This window comes from Methylobacterium sp. XJLW (genome assembly GCF_003254375.1).
GTDB lineage: Bacteria > Pseudomonadota > Alphaproteobacteria > Rhizobiales > Beijerinckiaceae > Methylobacterium > Methylobacterium fujisawaense.
Genome location: NZ_CP016429.1, coordinates 666,680 through 683,910 on the forward strand (window position 1 = coordinate 666,680; position 17,231 = coordinate 683,910).

12 protein-coding genes are annotated in these 17,231 nt (G+C 69.7%); 6 read left to right on the forward strand and 6 right to left on the reverse strand.

The genetic code is table 11. The features are described 5' to 3' along the window. Nucleotides 1–10 precede the first annotated feature (10 nt). On the reverse strand, nt 11–1,624 hold the full coding sequence (locus A3862_RS03030; protein WP_043381739.1) for a peptide chain release factor 3: 1,614 nt from the start codon (nt 1,622–1,624) through the stop codon (nt 11–13). Nucleotides 1,625–1,809: 185 nt separating this feature from the next. Between A3862_RS03030 and A3862_RS03035 the strand changes: the two genes are divergently transcribed. Then, nucleotides 1,810–3,339, forward strand: a complete 1,530-nt coding sequence (locus A3862_RS03035; RefSeq protein WP_111473189.1) for a DUF1800 domain-containing protein — start codon at nt 1,810–1,812, stop codon at nt 3,337–3,339. Continuing rightward, nucleotides 3,336–4,523: a DUF1501 domain-containing protein gene (locus A3862_RS03040; RefSeq protein WP_111473190.1), complete on the forward strand. Its 1,188-nt coding sequence runs from the start codon at nt 3,336–3,338 to the stop codon at nt 4,521–4,523. The genes A3862_RS03035 and A3862_RS03040 overlap by 4 nt, the downstream gene beginning before the upstream one ends. Before the next feature lie 259 nt (nt 4,524–4,782). On the opposite strand, the gene A3862_RS03045 is transcribed toward A3862_RS03040, so the two are convergent. Beyond that, nucleotides 4,783–5,829 carry a threonine aldolase family protein gene (locus A3862_RS03045; RefSeq protein WP_111473191.1) on the reverse strand — a complete coding sequence of 349 codons (1,047 nt, stop codon included), beginning with the start codon at nt 5,827–5,829 and terminating at the stop codon, nt 4,783–4,785. 222 nt (nt 5,830–6,051) lie between these two features. Between A3862_RS03045 and rpsU the strand changes: the two genes are divergently transcribed. Beyond that, entirely contained in the window at nt 6,052–6,387 is a 336-nt protein-coding gene (gene rpsU / locus A3862_RS03050) for a 30S ribosomal protein S21 (protein WP_043381746.1), read from the forward strand. A gap of 245 nt (nt 6,388–6,632) precedes the next feature. On the opposite strand, the gene A3862_RS03055 is transcribed toward rpsU, so the two are convergent. After that, nucleotides 6,633–7,025, reverse strand: coding sequence for a response regulator (locus tag A3862_RS03055; protein WP_043760440.1), 393 nt, complete (start codon nt 7,023–7,025; stop codon nt 6,633–6,635). A 321-nt stretch (nt 7,026–7,346) separates the two neighbouring features. Between A3862_RS03055 and A3862_RS03060 the strand changes: the two genes are divergently transcribed. Together A3862_RS03060 and A3862_RS03065 are read left to right on the forward strand one after the other, a co-directional pair. Next, on the forward strand, nt 7,347–8,132 hold the full coding sequence (locus A3862_RS03060; protein ID WP_043353480.1) for a class II glutamine amidotransferase: 786 nt from the start codon (nt 7,347–7,349) through the stop codon (nt 8,130–8,132). Nucleotides 8,133–8,233: 101 nt separating this feature from the next. Then, complete coding sequence (locus tag A3862_RS03065; RefSeq protein ID WP_043760438.1) at nt 8,234–9,667, forward strand: NAD-dependent succinate-semialdehyde dehydrogenase; 1,434 nt, start codon at nt 8,234–8,236, stop codon at nt 9,665–9,667. A 44-nt stretch (nt 9,668–9,711) separates the two neighbouring features. On the opposite strand, the gene A3862_RS03070 is transcribed toward A3862_RS03065, so the two are convergent. Next, on the reverse strand, nt 9,712–9,918 hold the full coding sequence (locus A3862_RS03070) for a SlyX family protein (RefSeq protein WP_043353476.1): 207 nt from the start codon (nt 9,916–9,918) through the stop codon (nt 9,712–9,714). 380 nt (nt 9,919–10,298) lie between these two features. Between A3862_RS03070 and A3862_RS03075 the strand changes: the two genes are divergently transcribed. Next, nucleotides 10,299–11,774, forward strand: coding sequence for a methyl-accepting chemotaxis protein (locus A3862_RS03075; protein WP_111473192.1), 1,476 nt, complete (start codon nt 10,299–10,301; stop codon nt 11,772–11,774). A gap of 16 nt (nt 11,775–11,790) precedes the next feature. Here A3862_RS03075 and A3862_RS03080 read toward each other — a convergent pair whose 3' ends face one another. Further along, nucleotides 11,791–12,945 (reverse strand): GGDEF domain-containing protein, encoded by a 1,155-nt coding sequence (locus A3862_RS03080; RefSeq protein WP_043353473.1) that lies wholly within the window; start codon nt 12,943–12,945, stop codon nt 11,791–11,793. Between the two features lie 184 nt (nt 12,946–13,129). Next, nucleotides 13,130–17,197: a Pls/PosA family non-ribosomal peptide synthetase gene (locus tag A3862_RS03085; protein ID WP_111473193.1), complete on the reverse strand. Its 4,068-nt coding sequence runs from the start codon at nt 17,195–17,197 to the stop codon at nt 13,130–13,132. Between the last annotated feature and the right edge of the window lie 34 nt (nt 17,198–17,231).

Sequence of the window (17,231 nt, forward strand, 5' to 3'; positions counted from 1 at the left end):
CCGGACCGGCTCACACCGCCCGCTTCTGATAGTCCTTCACATCGGTGAAGCGCACCGCCGGGTAGCGCTCCTCTTCGTAGCGGAGCGAGAACGCCGTGGTCGCCATGAAGACCGGGGCCCCGTCGAGGTCCTTGGCCATGGCCGAGCCGTGCGAATCGACGAACTTGTCGAGTTCCGCCTCCGAGTCGGACGACACCCAGCGGCAGACCGAGAACCGCGAGGTCTCGTAATCCACCGGCAGGCCGTACTCGGCCTGGAGCCGTTCCTTGAGCACGTCGAGCTGGAGCGCCCCGACCACGCCGACGATCGCCTGGCTGCCGTCCTGCGGCACGAAGACCTGGACGACGCCTTCCTCGCCCATCTGCTGCAGCGCCTCGCGGAGCTTCTTGGCCTTCATGGCGTCGGTGAGCTTGATCCGGCGCAGGATCTCGGGGGCGAAGCTCGGCACGCCGCGGAACACGAGGTCCTCGCCCTCGGTGAGCGTGTCGCCGATCCGGAGGGTACCGTGGTTCGGGATGCCGACCACGTCGCCGGCATAGGCCTCGTCGGCGATGGCCCGGTCCTGGGCGAAGAAGAATTGCGGCGCCGAGAGCGAGATCGGCTTGCCGGTGCGCACCAGCCGGGCCTTCATGCCCCGGTTGAGCTTGCCCGAGCAGACCCGCATGAAGGCGATCCGGTCCCGGTGGTTCGGGTCCATGTTCGCCTGGATCTTGAACACGAAGCCGGTCATCCGCGGCTCGGTCGGCTCGACGAGGCGCTTGTCGGCGTCCTGGCCGCGGGGCGGCGGGGCCACCTTGGCGAGACCGTCGATGAGGTCGCGCACGCCGAAATTGCGCAGCGCCGAGCCGAAGAACACCGGCGTCAGGTGTCCTTCGCGGAACGCGTCGAGGTCGAAGGGCTTCAGGCCGCCCTCGGCCAGCTCCACCTCCTCGCGCCACGCGTCCGCCGCGCCGTCCTCGGTGAGCAGCTCGTCGAACAGCGGGTCGTCCGGGCCGGACACCGCCACCATCCCGGCATCCTCGGCGGCGTCGAGCCGGCGCACGCGGTTGCCGCCGAGTTCGTAAGTTCCCGAGAAGTTGCGGCCGGTGCCGATCGGCCACGTCACCGGGGCGACGTCCAGCGCCAGCGTCTTCTCGATCTCGTCGAGCAGCTCGAACGGGTCCCGGGCCTCGCGGTCGAGCTTGTTGATGAAGGTGACGATCGGGATGTCGCGGAGGCGGCAGACCTCGAACAGCTTGCGGGTGCGCGCCTCGATCCCCTTCGCCGCATCGATCACCATGACGGCCGAATCGACCGCCGTGAGCGTCCGGTAGGTGTCCTCCGAGAAGTCCTCGTGGCCGGGCGTATCGAGGAGGTTGAAGACGCAATCGCCGTACTCGAAGGTCATCACCGAGGTGACCACCGAGATGCCGCGCTCCTTCTCGATCCCCATCCAGTCGGACCGGGTCGAGACCCGGTTGCGCTTGGCCTTCACCTCGCCGGCGAGCTGGATCGCGCCCCCGAACAGGAGCAGCTTCTCGGTGAGCGTGGTCTTGCCCGCGTCCGGGTGGGAGATGATCGCGAAGGTGCGCCGCCGCGACACCGGATCGGCCGGCCTCGCCTCGGTCTTGGTCTGCATCAGCATGGAGCGAACGCTCTGGATCGGCGGAACGTGGTGGTGCGCGGCGCGGCATTCGCGCGGTCTCGGGATCGTGTAGCGGCAAGCCCCGATATTGGCAAAGACGCCGGCAGGATGGGGCTGCCTTTCAGGCACGGTACAGGGACACGACACCACGCTGCCCCGACCGATCCACGCACCGCGAGGCTGCGATGTCGCGCGCCGCAACACGCTGTTGTCTGGTTGCTGGTCTGTTGGTGGCCTGGGCGGGCCCGGGGCCCCGTGCGGCCGACGCGTCGCCGCAGGCCGCCGCGGCCAATGTTGCCTTCCTCGATGCCCTGACCTGGGGCGCCACCCCGTCTGCCTTCGCGCAGCTCACCGCGGAGGGGCGGGCACGGTGGCTGCAGGCCCAGCTCCATCCGCCGGCCGAATCGCGCCTGCCGCCCGCCGCCCAGGCGCAGGTCGACGCGCTGACCCCGCCGGGCAGCCTGTTCGAACGGGCCCAGGCGCTGGATGCGCAGGCCAAGGCGTTCAAGGACATCCAGGACCCCGACGCCAAGAAGGCCGCCCAGCAGGCCTTCCAGGCCGCGCTGAACATGGCCGCGCGGAACGCCGCCTCCGTCTGGGTGCTGCGGGCGCTCTACAGCCCCGATCAGCTGCGCGAGCGGCTGACGTGGTTCTGGTTCAACCGGTTCAACGTGCATAAGGGCAAGTCCACCCTGCGCGCCGCGGTGGGCGACTACCTCGACACCGCGATCCGCCCGCACGTGCTCGGGCGCTTCCGCGACCTGCTGATGGCGAGCCTGCGCCACCCGGCGATGCTGCGCTACCTCGACAACGACGCCAACGCGGCCGGCCGGCCGAACGAGAACTACGCCCGCGAGATCATGGAGCTGCACACGATGGGTGTCGGCTCCGGCTACACGCAGGGCGATGTCGAGGCGCTGGCCCGGATCCTGAGCGGGGTCGGCATCAACATGAAGCCCGAGACCCCGAAGCTTCGCCCCGAGCATGCCGCCGATTTCCGCCGGGACGGCCTGTTCGCGTTCAACCCCAACCGGCACGATTACGGCGACAAGGTCTTCCTCGGGACCCGCATCCAGGGACGCGGCTGGCCGGAGATCGAGGAGGCGGTGGATCTGATCGCCCGCCATCCCGCCACCGCCACCAACGTCTCCCGGGCGCTCGCCACCTACTTCCTCGGGCAGCTGCCCGACGACGCCCTGGTGGCGCGGCTCGCCGCCGTCTTCACTCGCAGCGACGGCGACATCGCCGCGGTGATGGAGGCGCTGGTGCGCGAGCCGGCCTTCACGGCCGAGCGCGGCGGCGCCTTCAAGGACCCGGTGCGCTACGTCTTCTCCGCCCTGCGCATGGCCTACGACACAAGGGTGATCCGCAACGCCGGCCCGGTGCTCGGCTGGCTGAACCGCCTCGGCGAGGGCCTGTTCAACCGGTCGACGCCGGACGGCTACCCCCTCGACGCCGCCGCCTGGAGCGGCCCCGGGCAGCTCGCGACGCGGTTCGAGATCGCCCGGCAGATCGGGTCGGGCTCGGCCGGCCTGTTCAAGCCGACGCTGCCCGATCAGGCCGAGGAGCCGGCCTTCCCGGTGCTCGCCAACGGGCTCTACTTCTCGACGCTGTCCGGCACCCTGTCGGCGGCGACGCGGGCGGCGCTCGCCCAGGCGGTGTCGCCGCAGGACTGGAACACCCTCTACCTCGCCTCGCCGGAGTTCATGCGATGAACCGTCGCGACCTGATCCGCGCCGCCGCGGCTTTCGGCCTGTCCACGGTGGCCGGCCGCGTCTGGGCGGCCCCCAAGACCGATGCGCGCCTCCTCGTGGTGTTCCTGCGCGGCGCCTACGATGCCGCCAACGTGGTGATCCCCACCGGCAGCGACTTCTACTACCGGTCGCGGCCGAACCTCGCGATCGCCAAGTCGGACGCCGCCGACCCGAAGGCCGCCCTGGCGCTCGACGCCGACTGGAGCCTGCACCCGGCGTTGCGCGAGACGCTCCTGCCGCTCTACGCCAAGGGTCAGGCCGCCTTCGTGCCCTTCGCCGGCACCGACGACATGACCCGGAGCCATTTCGAGACCCAGGACACGATCGAGATGGGCCAGACGGTCGGGTCCGGCCGCGACTACAATTCCGGCTTCATGGCCCGGCTGGCCGCGGAGCTGACCCGGGTCCGGCCGATCGCCTTCACGGATCAGATGCCGCTGATCTTCCGGGGCGGCGAGACGGTGCCCAACATCGCCATCAACGGCGTCGGCAAGCCCGGCATCGACGACCGGCAGGCGCGCCTCATCGCCGCCATGTACAGCGACACCAAGCTGGCCGCCGCCGTGACCGAGGGGTTCCGGGTGCGCGACGCGGTCTACCAGACGATTTCCGACCATGCCGGTCAGGCCGACCGCGGAGCGGTCTCGCCCAAGGGCTTCGAGCTGTCGGCGCGGCGGATCGGCCGCCTGATGCGCGAGAACTTCAATCTCGGCTTCGTGGATGTCGGCGGCTGGGACACGCACGTGAACCAGGGTGCCGGCACCGGCTACCTCGCCGACCGGCTCGGCGAGCTGGGGCGGGGCCTGTCCGGCTTCGTCGAGGAGATCGGGCCCGGCTGGTCCGACACGGTGGTGGTCGTGCTGTCGGAGTTCGGGCGCACCTTCCGGGAGAACGGCAGCCGCGGCACCGACCATGGCCATGGCAGCGTCTACTGGATCCTGGGCGGCGGCGTCCGGGGTGGGCGAATCGCCGGACCGCAGGTGCGCGCCGACGAGGCGCACCTGTTCCAGAACCGGGACTATCCGGTGCTCACCGATTACCGGGGGCTGCTCGGCGGGCTGTTCCGGCGCCTCTACGGGCTCGATCAGGCGAGTTTGCGCCGGATCTTCCCGAGCGCGGAGCCGGCGGATCTCGCGCTGCTGTAGGGGGCAAGCAGAAGACTGAGGCGTCGCACCCGGCCCACTTGAGACTGGGTATTCGGGGCCGCCGTCATCGCGAGCGCAGCGAAGCGACCCAGGGCTGCACGACATCGGCAGGCGTCGCGCGAGACGGGGTTGCTTCGCTGCGCTCGCGAGGACGACCGTGCGCGGGCCGCGCCAGCGTCTTGATGCTCCTCAGGAAAACCCGACACCAGCGTGCGAAACACCGTCGGTGGGGCGGCTCCGCACTCCCATGTCCACCCCGTCAGGCCGCCGCGGCGGCCAGCGTGCGCAGGTCCCGGACCAGCTCGTCCACCCGCTCGGGGCGGGCATCCCAGGCGAACATGAAGCGCGCCCCGCCGCCGATGAAGGTGTAGAACCGCCAGCCCTGGGCGCGCAGGCCCTCCATGGTGGAGGCCGGCATCGTCAGGAAGACGGCGTTCGCCTCCACGGGAAACAGCGCCCGCACCCCCGGCAGCCCGGCGACGGAGTCGGCGAAGTGCCGGGCGCAGGCATTGCCGTGGGCCGCATTCCTCAGCCACGCGCCGCTCTCCAGCATGCCGACCCAGGGGGCGGCGAGGAAGCGCATCTTCGACGCGAGCTGGCCGGCCTGCTTGCACCGGTAGCCGAAATCCTCGGCGAGCTTGCGGTCGAAGAACACCACCGCCTCGCCGGCATGCATGCCGTTCTTGGTCCCGCCGAAGCACAGGACGTCGACACCCGACCGCCACGTCATGTCGGCCGGGCTGCAGCCCAGACTCGCGCAGGCATTGGCGAAGCGAGACCCATCCATGTGCAGGGCGAGCCCCAGTTCGCGGCCGGTCGCCGACAGCGCCCGCAGCTCGGCGAGGCTGTAGACCTGTCCCGTCTCGGTGGGCTGCGTGATCGTCACCACCCGAGGCCGCGGAAAGTGGATGTCGCTGCGGTTCTGGGCGAGCCCGCGGATCGCCTCCGGCGTGAGCTTGCCGCCCTCGGTCCGGACGGTGAGCAGCTTGGAGCCGTTGGAGAAGAATTCCGGCGCGCCGCACTCGTCGGTCTCCACATGGGCCGAATCGGCGCAGATCACGCTGTGGTAGGATTGGCACAGCGCGGCCAGGGCCAAGGCGTTGGCGGCGGTGCCGTTGAAGGCGAAGAACACCTCGCATTCGGTCTCGAACAGGTCCCGGAACGCGTCCGCCGCCTTGGCCGTCCAGGCATCCTCGCCATAGGCCGGGGCGTGGCCGCGATTGGCCGCCTCCATGGCTCCCCAGGCTTCCGGGCAGATGCCGGAATAGTTGTCGCTGGCGAATTGCTGCGAGTCGTCGTGTCTCATCCGCGCAACCTAGCACGACGCAGACGCAGATGGATCGCGCGGGCAGGTTGGAACTGGTGCGCGCTTGGTGTAATAGCCCCGTCAAGGCGTGAGCTCCACGCCGATTCGGAAACCGACGTTCCCGTCCCCCTCGGGTTCATCCCGGGCGAGGGACGTTGCCGGTTTCCAGATCGGCGGCGGGCCGCGTGAACCCAGAACTTCAGGTCCAGAGGATCAAGTCCGTTGCAGGTACTCGTTCGCGACAACAACGTCGATCAAGCGCTCCGCGTCCTCAAGAAGAAGATGCAGCGCGAGGGCATCTTCCGCGAGATGAAGCAGCGCAAGGCTTATGAGAAGCCGTCCGTGCGCAAGGCCCGTGAGAAGGCGGAGGCCGTGCGCCGCGCCCGCAAGCAGGCTCGCAAGACCGCTATCCGCGAGGGCCTGATCGCCGCGCCGAAGCCGAAGCCCCGTTTCCCCGCCGGCAGCCGTCGTCCCGGCTTCCCGTCGCCGTCCGCTGCGCCGGCTCAGGGCGGCAACGCCTCGGGTCAGACCCCGGTCAGCCCGGCTCCCGCCGCCTGAGCGACGTCACATCGGTTGTGAAAGAGCCCGGCCCGCGCGAGCGGCCGGGCTTTTTCTTTGCGGCGCGCAGCAGCCGGGCGAGACAGCGGGCCAGCGAAGACGTCGGACGGGCACGTTCCGGCGATGCCGCCATCCTTGCATGCGCCACGAGAACCGGGGCTGCGCCACGTCAGGAGACGTCACGCAGCCCTGGTCGCGTCGCTGAACGCGCGAAGACGTGAAGGGATCGCGTCAGCGCGCCGGGCTCAGGCAGCCTTGGCGGCCATCGTCGCGTGCTCGGCCTGGACCAGCACGTCGAGGGCCCGCCACGGCTTCTGCATGTAGACCGCCTGGTCGGGGAGCCGCGCATCCCGGCCCACGCCGGAGGTCACGACCACGCGCACGTCCGGCCAGCGCCGCTTGACCGCCTGGGCCAGGGTCACCCCGTCCATCGCACCGGGCAACCGCACGTCGGCGAAGAGCAACGCCACCGTCACGTCGGAGCGCTCCAGCACGGACAGGGCCGCCTCCGCGCTTTCGCAGGCAATGACTCCGAGGTCGGTTTCTTCAAGCACCGCGGTGGCGAGATCGCGCACGGCCGCATCGTCCTCCACGACGAGAGCCACGGGGGCGGATCCGTCGGGCACTGCGCAATCCATAAAAGTCTCCTGCTGTTGGTGCCTTGCCCCGCTTCGGGCGACCGCCTCCTGGGCGGCGTTCTGATTCCCCGATTTGGCCATGCTGACCCTTCATGAGACGGCTCACAAGAGTCGCGTCGCCGCGCCGGCGAATGCCTGCCCTGCGATCAAGCGGCACCGATTTCATGCGGAACGCACGAAAATGGCGCAGTTTCCGACCGGTTAAGAAACTGTTCACCGGAGTGGACCGACTGTTAACGTCCTGCGGCGGAACGTCTCCACCCTCCGAGGGGCGTTGCGCGGGATCGTACGTGGACCTGAGCTGAAGGATCATCGTCCGTCATGTGCCGTTTCCTCGCCTATAGCGGTGAGCCGGTTTTCCTCTCCGACCTCGTCTGCGCGCCGACCCACTCGCTGGTGCATCAGTCCCTGCACGCCGACGAGGGGAAGACCGAAACCAACGGCGACGGCTTCGGCATCGGCTGGTACGCCGAGCGGCCCGAGCCGGGGGTCTATCGCGACATTTCCCCGGCCTGGTCGGACGAAAATCTGGTGAACCTGTGTGGACAGGTGCGGGCACGCACGTTCTTCGCGCATGTGCGTGCGTCGACCGGGACCGCCACGGCCCGGGCGAATTGCCACCCGTTCGTCTACGGCCGGCATCTGTTCATGCATAACGGTCAGATCGGCGGCTACCACCGGATCAAGCGGCGGCTCGAAGCGCTGATCCCGGATACCTATTACGACCACCGTCGGGGCAGCACGGATTCGGAGGCGATTTTCCTGCTGGCACTCGCCAACGGCCTCGAGGAGGATCCCGTCGGCGCGATGGCGCGGACGCTCAAGACCGTGCGCGAGCTGATGGAAGCCGCCAGCGTCAGCGAGCCGCTGCGCTTCACCGCGCTGCTTACGGATGGCGAGACGCTCACCGCCTACCGCTGGGCCTGCGATGGCCGGCCGCCGAGCCTGTATTTCCGCGAGGGGCCGGGGGGCATCGTGGTGGTGTCGGAGCCGATCGATGGCTGTCGCGAGGGATGGCAGGTGGTCCCGAAAGGCGCGACCCTCCGCGCCCGCCACGGGACCGCGACCCTTGTCCAGGCACCGGAGCCCGCCCGCGCCGCCGCCTGAATACAGACGGTTCCAGCTATGCCGCCGCGGGGATTGCCCGGGCGCGCCACATCGGCACAGTCCGCCTGCGGCCGATGGTGCGGCCGAGCGGGAATCGACCGATGTATCCGGATACCGAGCTTCACATCGCCGGGCGCTGGCGCGCGGGTGCCGACCGGGAGACCCTGGGAGTCCTGAACCCGGCTTCGGGTGAGACGATCGGCCTGTGCGCCGTCGCCACCACGGCGGATCTCGACGAGGCCCTGGCGGCCGCGTCCCGCGCTTTCCCGGCCTGGCGCAGCGTCGCGCCCTTCGAGCGCGCCAAGGTGATGCGGAAAGCCGCCGACCTCCTGCGCGCGCGGGTCGACGAGATCGCCCGGACCATGACCCTGGAGCAGGGCAAGCCGCTCGCCGAGTCGCGGGTCGAGACCCTGGCGGCGGCCGACATCATCGATTGGTTCGCCGAGGAGGGTAAGCGCGCCTACGGCCGCGTCATCCCGGCCCGCGCCGACGGCGTGCTGCAGGTGGCGGTGCGCGAGCCGGTCGGCCCGGTGGCCTGCTTCACCCCCTGGAACTTCCCGATCAACCAGGCGGTCCGCAAGATCTCGGCGGCGCTCTGCACCGGCTGCACGGTGATCCTCAAAGGTCCCGAGGACACGCCGGCGAGCTGCGCCGCCCTGGTTCGCGCCTTCCTGGATGCCGGCATCCCGGGGGACGCGCTCTCGCTGGTCTACGGCGACCCGGAGACCATTTCGGCCTACCTGATCCCGCATCCGGTGATCCGGAAGATCTCGTTCACCGGCTCGACCGTGGTCGGCAAGAAGCTCGCGGCGCTCGCCGGCGCGCACATGAAGCGGGCCACGATGGAGCTCGGCGGCCACGCCCCCGCGATCGTGTTCGGCGACGCCGACGTGGAGAAGGCGGTCGCCGTCCTGGCCCCCTCGAAGTTCCGCAACGCCGGCCAGGTGTGCGTCTCGCCGACCCGCTTCCTCGTGCACGATTCGGTCTTCGACCGCTTCGTCGAGGGCTTCACCAATTTCGCCAAGTCGGTGAAGGTCGGCGACGGGCTCGATCCCGAGACCAAGATGGGACCGCTGGTCCACGGACGGCGCCTCGACGCCGTCACGGCGCTGGCGGCGGACGCCGAGTCGAGCGGCGCGACGCTGCGCGCCGGCGGCAAGCGCATCGGCAACCAGGGTAACTTCTTCGAGCCGACGGTGTTTACCGAGGTGCCGCTGACCGCCCGGATCATGAACGAGGAGCCCTTCGGGCCCCTGGCGATGATCAACCGGTTCTCCGACGACGGCGAGGCGCTCGCCGAGGCCAACCGTCTGCCCTACGGGCTCGCGGCCTACGCCTATACCCGCTCCGCCGAGCGGGCGGCGCGGGTGTCGAACGCGGTCGAGAGCGGCATGATCTCGATCAACCACCACGGCCTCGCCTTGCCGGAGACGCCGTTCGGCGGCGTCAAGGATTCGGGCTACGGCAGCGAGGGCGGCCCGGAGGCGCTCGACGCCTACCTGGTCACCAAGTTCGTCACGCAGGCGAACTTCTGACGCGCGGGCCGGCGCGTCGCACCCCGGCGCGCCGGCTCCCTCTGTCAGTAATGGGGCGGCGGCGGCTCCAGCCCCCGCGGCGCCGCCCGGGCGGCCGCCTCCTCGACCTGCTCCCGCAGCATGTCCAGTTGCCGCACCAACCGGTCGATGACGCGCCATTGCTCGGTCACGGTGCGGTTCAGATCCTCGATCGTCGCGTCCTGCTCGGTCAAACGGATCTCCAGGCGATCGATCCGGGTGTCTTCGTCCATGTCCGACCTCCAGTCAGTGCCGTGCCGACAGTCGCCTCGACCGACTTGGATCGGCCCGTCGACGTTCGCCCCGTCCTAGCGCAGACCGCGAGCCGCGCCATCCGGCTGAGTACCTCAGCGCACGATGGCCCGAAATCCGATCGAATGAGCCATTTGCGGCATTTCTCGATCCGAATACACATGAATAACGACCGAAACAAATAAAATTACCAAATGGTCCGCCATCTTTAAGGCGCCGACAAGCCGATTGACCAATGTGAAACAGATTTGCAATACTCTAAGCTAGGCTTTAACACAAATGAGACGGCGCGCCTGCGATCAAATGAATCGCTGTGAGATCAATATAATTCATAAATAAAAACAGACAGGGACGTTTTCAAATGGCGATATTTGGTTCTCGCGACAACGCCCTGCTCGCGGCCATCGATCGGACGATGGCCCGCGTGGAATTCGATCTCGACGGCATGGTCACCGATGCCAACGCGATCTTCCTCGCGCTCGTCGATTACACCCTCGAAGAGGTTCGGGGCCGGCATCACAGCCTGTTCGTGCCGGAATCCGAGCGGTCGGGTTCGGACTATGCCGCCTTCTGGGACGGGCTGCGCGCCGGCCGGCACGAGACCCGCGCCTTCCCCCGCCTGACCAAGTCCGGCCGGATTGTCTGGATCCAGGGGTCTTACAATCCGATCCTCGATCGACGCGGCAAGCCGATCAAGGTGGTCAAGCTCGCCACTGACATCACCGCGGAGCGCGCCCGCAACGCGCTCTACGCCGGCCAGATCGCGGCCCTCGACCGCTCGCAGGCGACGATCAGCTTTGCCCTCGACGGCACGATCGTGGACGCCAACGCGAACTTCCTGGCCACCCTGGGCTACACCCTTGAGGAAATCCGCGGGCGGCATCACCGGATGTTCCTGCCGCCGGCCGAGGCGGCGAGCGCGGATTATGCCGCGTTCTGGACCGCCCTCGGCAACGGCGAGTATCAGGCCGGCGAGTTCCGGCGGATCGGAAAGGGCGGCCGCACGGTCTGGATCTTCGGTGCCTACAACCCGATCCTCGACACCGACGGCAAGCCCTGCGCGGTGGCCAAGTTCGCCACCGACGTGACCCGGCAGGTCGAGGATCGGCAGCGCCGGGCCGAGAGCCAGCGCGCCATCGATGCCGATATCGCGGCGATCCGCGAGTCCATGAGCCGGGTCGTCCGGCAGGCCGACGACACAGCGGAAGCGTCGAGCCAGACCACCCAGAATGTCGAAGCGGTCGCGGCCGGTTCGGAGGAATTCGCCGCTTCCATCGAGGAATTGAGCCGTCACGCGCTGCAGGCGAAATCGTCCGTCGACCTAGTCGTCTCCCGCGCCGAGGAGGCGGCTGCGATCGTCGTGGGCCTCACCGGCGCCGCCGACCGGATCGGAGCGGCGGTGAGCCTGATCCGTTCCATCGCCGACCAGACGAATCTGCTGGCGCTGAATGCCACCATCGAGGCGGCCCGGGCCGGGGCGGCCGGCAGGGGCTTCGCCGTGGTGGCCGCCGAGGTGAAGGCCCTCGCCGGGCAGACCGCAAAGGCGACCGGAGAGATCGGCACCCAGATCGCCGCCGTGCAGGCCGAGACCGCGCGGGCGGTCGCGGCGATCGACGGGATCGGCGGGACGATCGAACAGCTGAGTGCGCTCTCGCTGAGCATGTCGTCAGCCGTGACCGAACAGGCGACGGTGACCCGCGACATGACCGAGAACATGCAGGCCGCCGCGCAGAGCGTCGCGGCCGTTCACGCCGCCATGGCGGAGATCGCCGCCTCGGCGGCCGTCGTCGACACGTCGGTGCGGAAGGTCTCCGAGGCGGCCCGCGCCCTGGCGTGAGCGACCCGGCCGCGCGTCAGGCGGCGCGGACCGCGACCGATTCCGCCACGGCGACCCGGTCGCGCCCACCCTCCTTGGCGGCGTAGAGCGCCGCATCGGCCCGCTGCATCAGCGCATCGAACGCGACCCCGGGCCGGGCCTGCGCGATCCCGATGCTGACGCTGACGCTGAGGCCCGGCAATTCGGGGACGTGAAGCTGCGCGAAGGTCCGGCGCAGTTCCTCGGCCCGACCCAGGGCCTCGGCGGGCGAGACGTCCGGCAGCAGACAGGCGAATTCCTCGCCGCCCAGGCGGCCCAGCAGCGCCTCCTTGGGCAAGAGCGACGTCGCCATGGCGCAGAAGCCCATCAGGACCGCATCGCCGACCCCATGACCGTAACGGTCGTTCACCGCCTTGAACCGGTCGAGGTCGAACAGCAGCAGGGCGACGTCGGGATACTCGGCCATCGCCCGCTCGGCGGCCCTGGTGAAGGACCGGCGGTTGCGCACCCCGGTGAGGGCGTCCGTGGAGGCGGCGATTCGCTGCTCGCGCTCGGCCCGCTCCTTGACCAGCGCCATGAAGGTGAAGGCCGAGGCGATGGAGAACATCAGAGTGACGAAGCACAGGATCGCCACCCAGGGAGAGGCGAGCGGGCTCAGGCCCGGCTGCGGCGGCGCCATGACGGTCGCGGGGATCCGCAGGACGTAGAAGGCGCTGTGCAGGCCGAGAATGGTCGCGGCCGCGATCCGGGAGGCGAGTTGCTCGGCGCGACCGCGCCAGATCTCCGCGGTCGCAGCGCCGCAATAGAGGGCCGCCACGGCCGAGGCGTAGAGGATGCGGGCCTCGATCGCGGCATAGAAGGCCGGGATCAGACACAGGACGCACCATCCGAGGGCACCCGCCATCGCGACGCCCGTCCGTGGCTCGCGATGCTCGAAGGTACGGACTCCGCTCCAGATGAGGCCGTAGGCAGCCAGCACCACCGCGTTGGCCAAGCCCACCGAGATCAGGTCGGGGATCTGATTGCGCAACGCGAGGCCGGCCGACCCGGCCGCCCCGACGAGGTGCGCCATGCCCCAGAGGGCGAGCGTCCGGGATCCGGGAGCCTGCCGCCATGAGGCCATGAACAACACGCCGACCAGAAAGGTCGTCGCCGCGCTGACGACCAGCAGAGTCGCGGGATCGAGTTGCACGGACGACTGTCGATCCTCGGCTCGAACGATGGCGCCGTCCCATCCCGGCATTGCTGGGGGAACGGCTCGGCATCTCAATCTATACTAATATCGCAGGCTAGACATTACAATAAGTTAGCTTGGCGGCATCACTCGCTCGTAGACGAGCTAGTACACCGCCAAGATCCGTTGACCGGGGCCACGGTCAGGCGCGGTGGATCACCGGCACCGGGGGCGCCCCCTCCCACTCGGTGTTGGCGGGGATCGACTCGCCCTTCATGACGATGGTGAGCGGACGCAGGCGGGCGAAATCGCCGACCTTCGTATCGTACAGCACGGTCGAGAACGCGCCCACCGAGACGCCCCGGCCGACGACGACGCGGCCGATCTTCATGATCCGGTCCTCGTACAGGTGCGTCTGCAGCGCCGAGACCCGGTTGATGGTGGCGTAGTCGCCGATGGTGACGCAGTCGAACTCGGTGATGTCGGTGGTGAGCATGCACACCCCCTTGCCGACCTTCACCCCGAACAGCCGCAGCACCCAGGGCAGGAAGGGCGTGCCCTGGAGATGCTCGAGCAGCACCTTGCCGGCGAGTCCCCAATAGGCCACGGCGATCGCCTCGGTGCGCATCGCCCACCACGACCACATCGGCTGCATGCCGGGCTTGTAGACGCCCATCAGCAGCCATTTCATCGCGATGACGGCGGACGACTGGATCAGCGCGATGGCGACGCTCGCCGCGACGAAGCTGAAGGCCAACCCCCACCAGTCCTGCTCCAGGATGGCCGGGTAGAAGTACCAGTCGATCACCGTGATCGCGAGGGTGATGTAGAGCATCGGCGAGAACGAGGTCGCGAAGGCCTCGAACACGCCGCGCCGGATCTTCGGCCAGGCGCCGGGCTCGTAGGTCTGGGCGGTCGAGCCGAGATCGACCTTCTGGCGGGCCGGCAGCCGGATCGGCGGGGAGCCGAACCACGTCTCGCCGGGACTCATGGCGGCATTCTCGGGCGGCTTCGACTTGATGCCGATGAGCACGTCGTCGGGGATGACGGCGCCCGGCGGCACCACGGCATCGTTGCCGACGAAGACCCGCGCCCCGGTGCGGGTCGGCTCCAGGTGCATCCAGCCGCGCCGGATCTCCTCCTCGCCGTACACCACCTCGTCGGCGACGAAGTTCTTCGCGCCGACCTCGGCGAGATCGTAGCGGCCCGCGAGGTTGGTCGAGATCTCGGCGCCGTGGCCCATATTGGCGCCCATCAGCCGGTACCAGGCCCGCATGTAGACGGTCGCGAACAGCGACGAGAGCGTCTCCAGGGTCACCTCGACGGCGAGCGCCAGCGACCATTTCCGCAGGTAGAACAGGGAATGGACCGAGTAGGTGCCCGAGCGCGTCCGCGGCAGCACGATCCAGCGGATGCCGGCGATCAGCAGCACCGTGCCGGCAGTCATCAGCATGGCCGTGGGCCAGGTGAGGATCGGCAGGTACCAGTGGTAGTCGACGTCGGTGATGTCGGAGAACGAATCCGAGATCTGGTCGAAGATGAAGAAGGCCGGGAAGATCGGCAGCAGGCCGACCGCGGGGATCGCGCCGAGCAGGACGACATAGGCCGCCATGAAGGCGCTGCGGCGCGCGAAGGAGGCCTCGGCGGGCACGGGCAGGTCCGAGGGGTCCGCCATCCCGACCTTGCGGCCGGGTGAACCGTCCCAGCGCTCGGCCGCCCCGACCCGCGAGCCCACGGGGATCGTGGTCAGGTCGGCGATCTCCGCCAGCGGCCCGATCACCGTGTCGTGGCTGATGACGCAGGAGGTTCCCACCGCCGCATCCGCGCCGATCTCGACCCGGCCGATGACAAGCTCGTTGCCGACGATCTCGGCGTTGGCGATGACAAGACGACCGCCGAGCGATGCGCCGTCTCCGATGGTCAGGAGGTCGGGCGCGCCGATCTCGATGTCGGAGATCAGGGTGTCACGCCCGATCCGGGCGCCCATCAGACGCAGGTAGATGGCGATGGCCGGCGAACCTTGGAGCCACTTCACATGGACCAGCGGGGCCAGCCGCTGCGCGAGCCACCAGCGGTAATAATAGGCGCCCCAGAGCGGATAGCGGCCCGGCTTGGTCCGGCCGAGGATCAGCCACTTGCCGGCCACCGCGGCCACTGCGGTCACGCCGTTGATCGCCACGTAGACGAGGAGCAGCACCCCGAGTTCGGCGAAGAAGCTGAGACCGCCGCCGGTGAGCAGCAGGTAGGTCACGAACATGCCGAGCCATTGCGCAGTGGCCAGGGCGATGACGAAGGGCAGCGCGACGAGTTGCGCGAGGCCGCACAGCGCCCGGCGCAGCAGCGGCGGCGGTTCGAAGCTCAGGTCACGGGTCGCGGCCCCGGCGCCCATCCCGCCCGTGCGGGCGATCAGCGCGTCCGCCATGGCCCGCATCGTGCGCAGGGCATAGACGTCCGGCAGGGTGATGCCGGCGAGCGGCGGGTTCTCGCGCACCGCCGAGACGAAGCGGGCGGCGAGCAGGGAATGCCCGCCGAGATCGGCGAAGAAATCGCCCTCGAGGGCGATCGGCTGGTTGCCGAAGACCTGCTTGGCAGCCGCGACGAGGGCTGCCTCGGTCTCGTTGGCGGGGGGCTCCTGCTCGCCGTCGGCGGCCACCACCGTCAGCGGGGCAATCTTCAGCGCCTTGCGATCGACCTTGCCGGAGGTCAGGCGCGGGAGCGACTCGGCCACCTCGAAATGGCCGGGCACCATGTAGGGCGGCATCTGCCCGGCAAGCGTCCGGCGCAGGGCCGCGGCGTCGATGGCGCGGCCGCGCTCCGGGATCAGGAAGGCGACGAGGCGGTCGACGCCGTCGTCCTGCCGGAGCACGACGGCGGCCTGGTTGATGTCGGGCACCGCCCGGATCCGGGACTCGATCTCGCCCAGCTCCACGCGGAAGCCGCGGATCTTCACCTGATCGTCGATCCGGCCGTGGAACACGATCCGGCCCTCGGCATCGAGGGAGACCGCGTCGCCCGAGCGGTAGAGCACCGGATCGGTCCCGTCGGACGCGAAGGGGTTGGCGATGAACTTCTCCGCCGTCAGCTCCGGACGGGCGAGGTAGCCCCGCGCCACGCCGGGGCCGCCGATCAGCAGCTCGCCCTGCTGGTCGCGGCCGAGCAGGGCGAGGTCCTCGCCGGCGACATAGACGGAATAGTTCGGGATCGGGCCGCCGATGGTCACCGGCTCGCCGGGCCGCATCTCGGCGGCGGTCGCCACCACGGTGGCCTCCGTGGGCCCGTAGGTGTTGAACAGCTGGCGCCCGCCCGTCGCCCAGCGGGCGATCAGCGGCTCGGGCAGCGCCTCGCCGCCGAGCAGGACGAGGCGGACCCGCGGCAGGTCGCCGGAGATCATCGCCAGCAGCGTCGGCACGGTGTCGAGCACCGTAATCCCCTCCGCCTCCAGGATGCCCGGCAGCGATTCCAGGTCGCCCATCATGGCGGGGCTCGCCACGAACAGGGTCGCGCCCACGAGGTACGGGACCCAGATCTCCTCCATCGAGAGATCGAAGGCCACCGAGGCCCCCTGGAACACCACGTCGTCGGCGCGCATGCCGTAGAGGGCGTTCCCCGACCGGAGGAAGTGGCAGATGTTGGCGTGGCTGATGACGATGCCCTTGGGCACGCCGGTCGAGCCCGAGGTGTAGATCAGGTAGGCGGGATGCTCGGGCGTCAGTCCGGCGGCGCGCGGGTCCGGCTCGGGCGCATCGGCGGGCGTCCCCGCGTCGAGATCGGCGGGCGTCAGGGCGGGCGTCCCGTCGGGCGCCGCGGCCGCCAGCGCCGGCGAGACCAGCAGCGCCTTCGCGCTCGCATCGGTGAGGCACACGCCGACCCGATCGGCCGGCGCCTCGGCGTCGAAGGGCAGCCACGCCGCCCCCGACATCGTGATGCCGATCTGCGCCACGAGGAGGTCCGGGCCGCGGGCCATCCACAGGCCGACGACGTCGCCGGGGCCGATGCCGCGATGGGCGAGGCCGGCGGCGATCCGGCCGGCCCGGGCGGCGACCTCCGCGTAGGTCAGGTGCGGGTGGACGCCGCCGGCCGCCACGCGGGCGCCGTCGACGAGGCAGGGATGGTCGGGCCGGGTCTCGGCGGCGTGCAGGAAGATCTCGGCCAGGACCTCGTCGCGGATCAGGTCGGGCCGGTGGTCGCCGCGCAGGATCGCCGCGTCCCCGGGACGGTCGCGCTCCCCGGCCACCGGGCCGGGCCGGGTCTTTTCGGCGACGTCGCTCATCCGCTGCTCCGCTAGCCGGCCGCTCGAGCCGGCG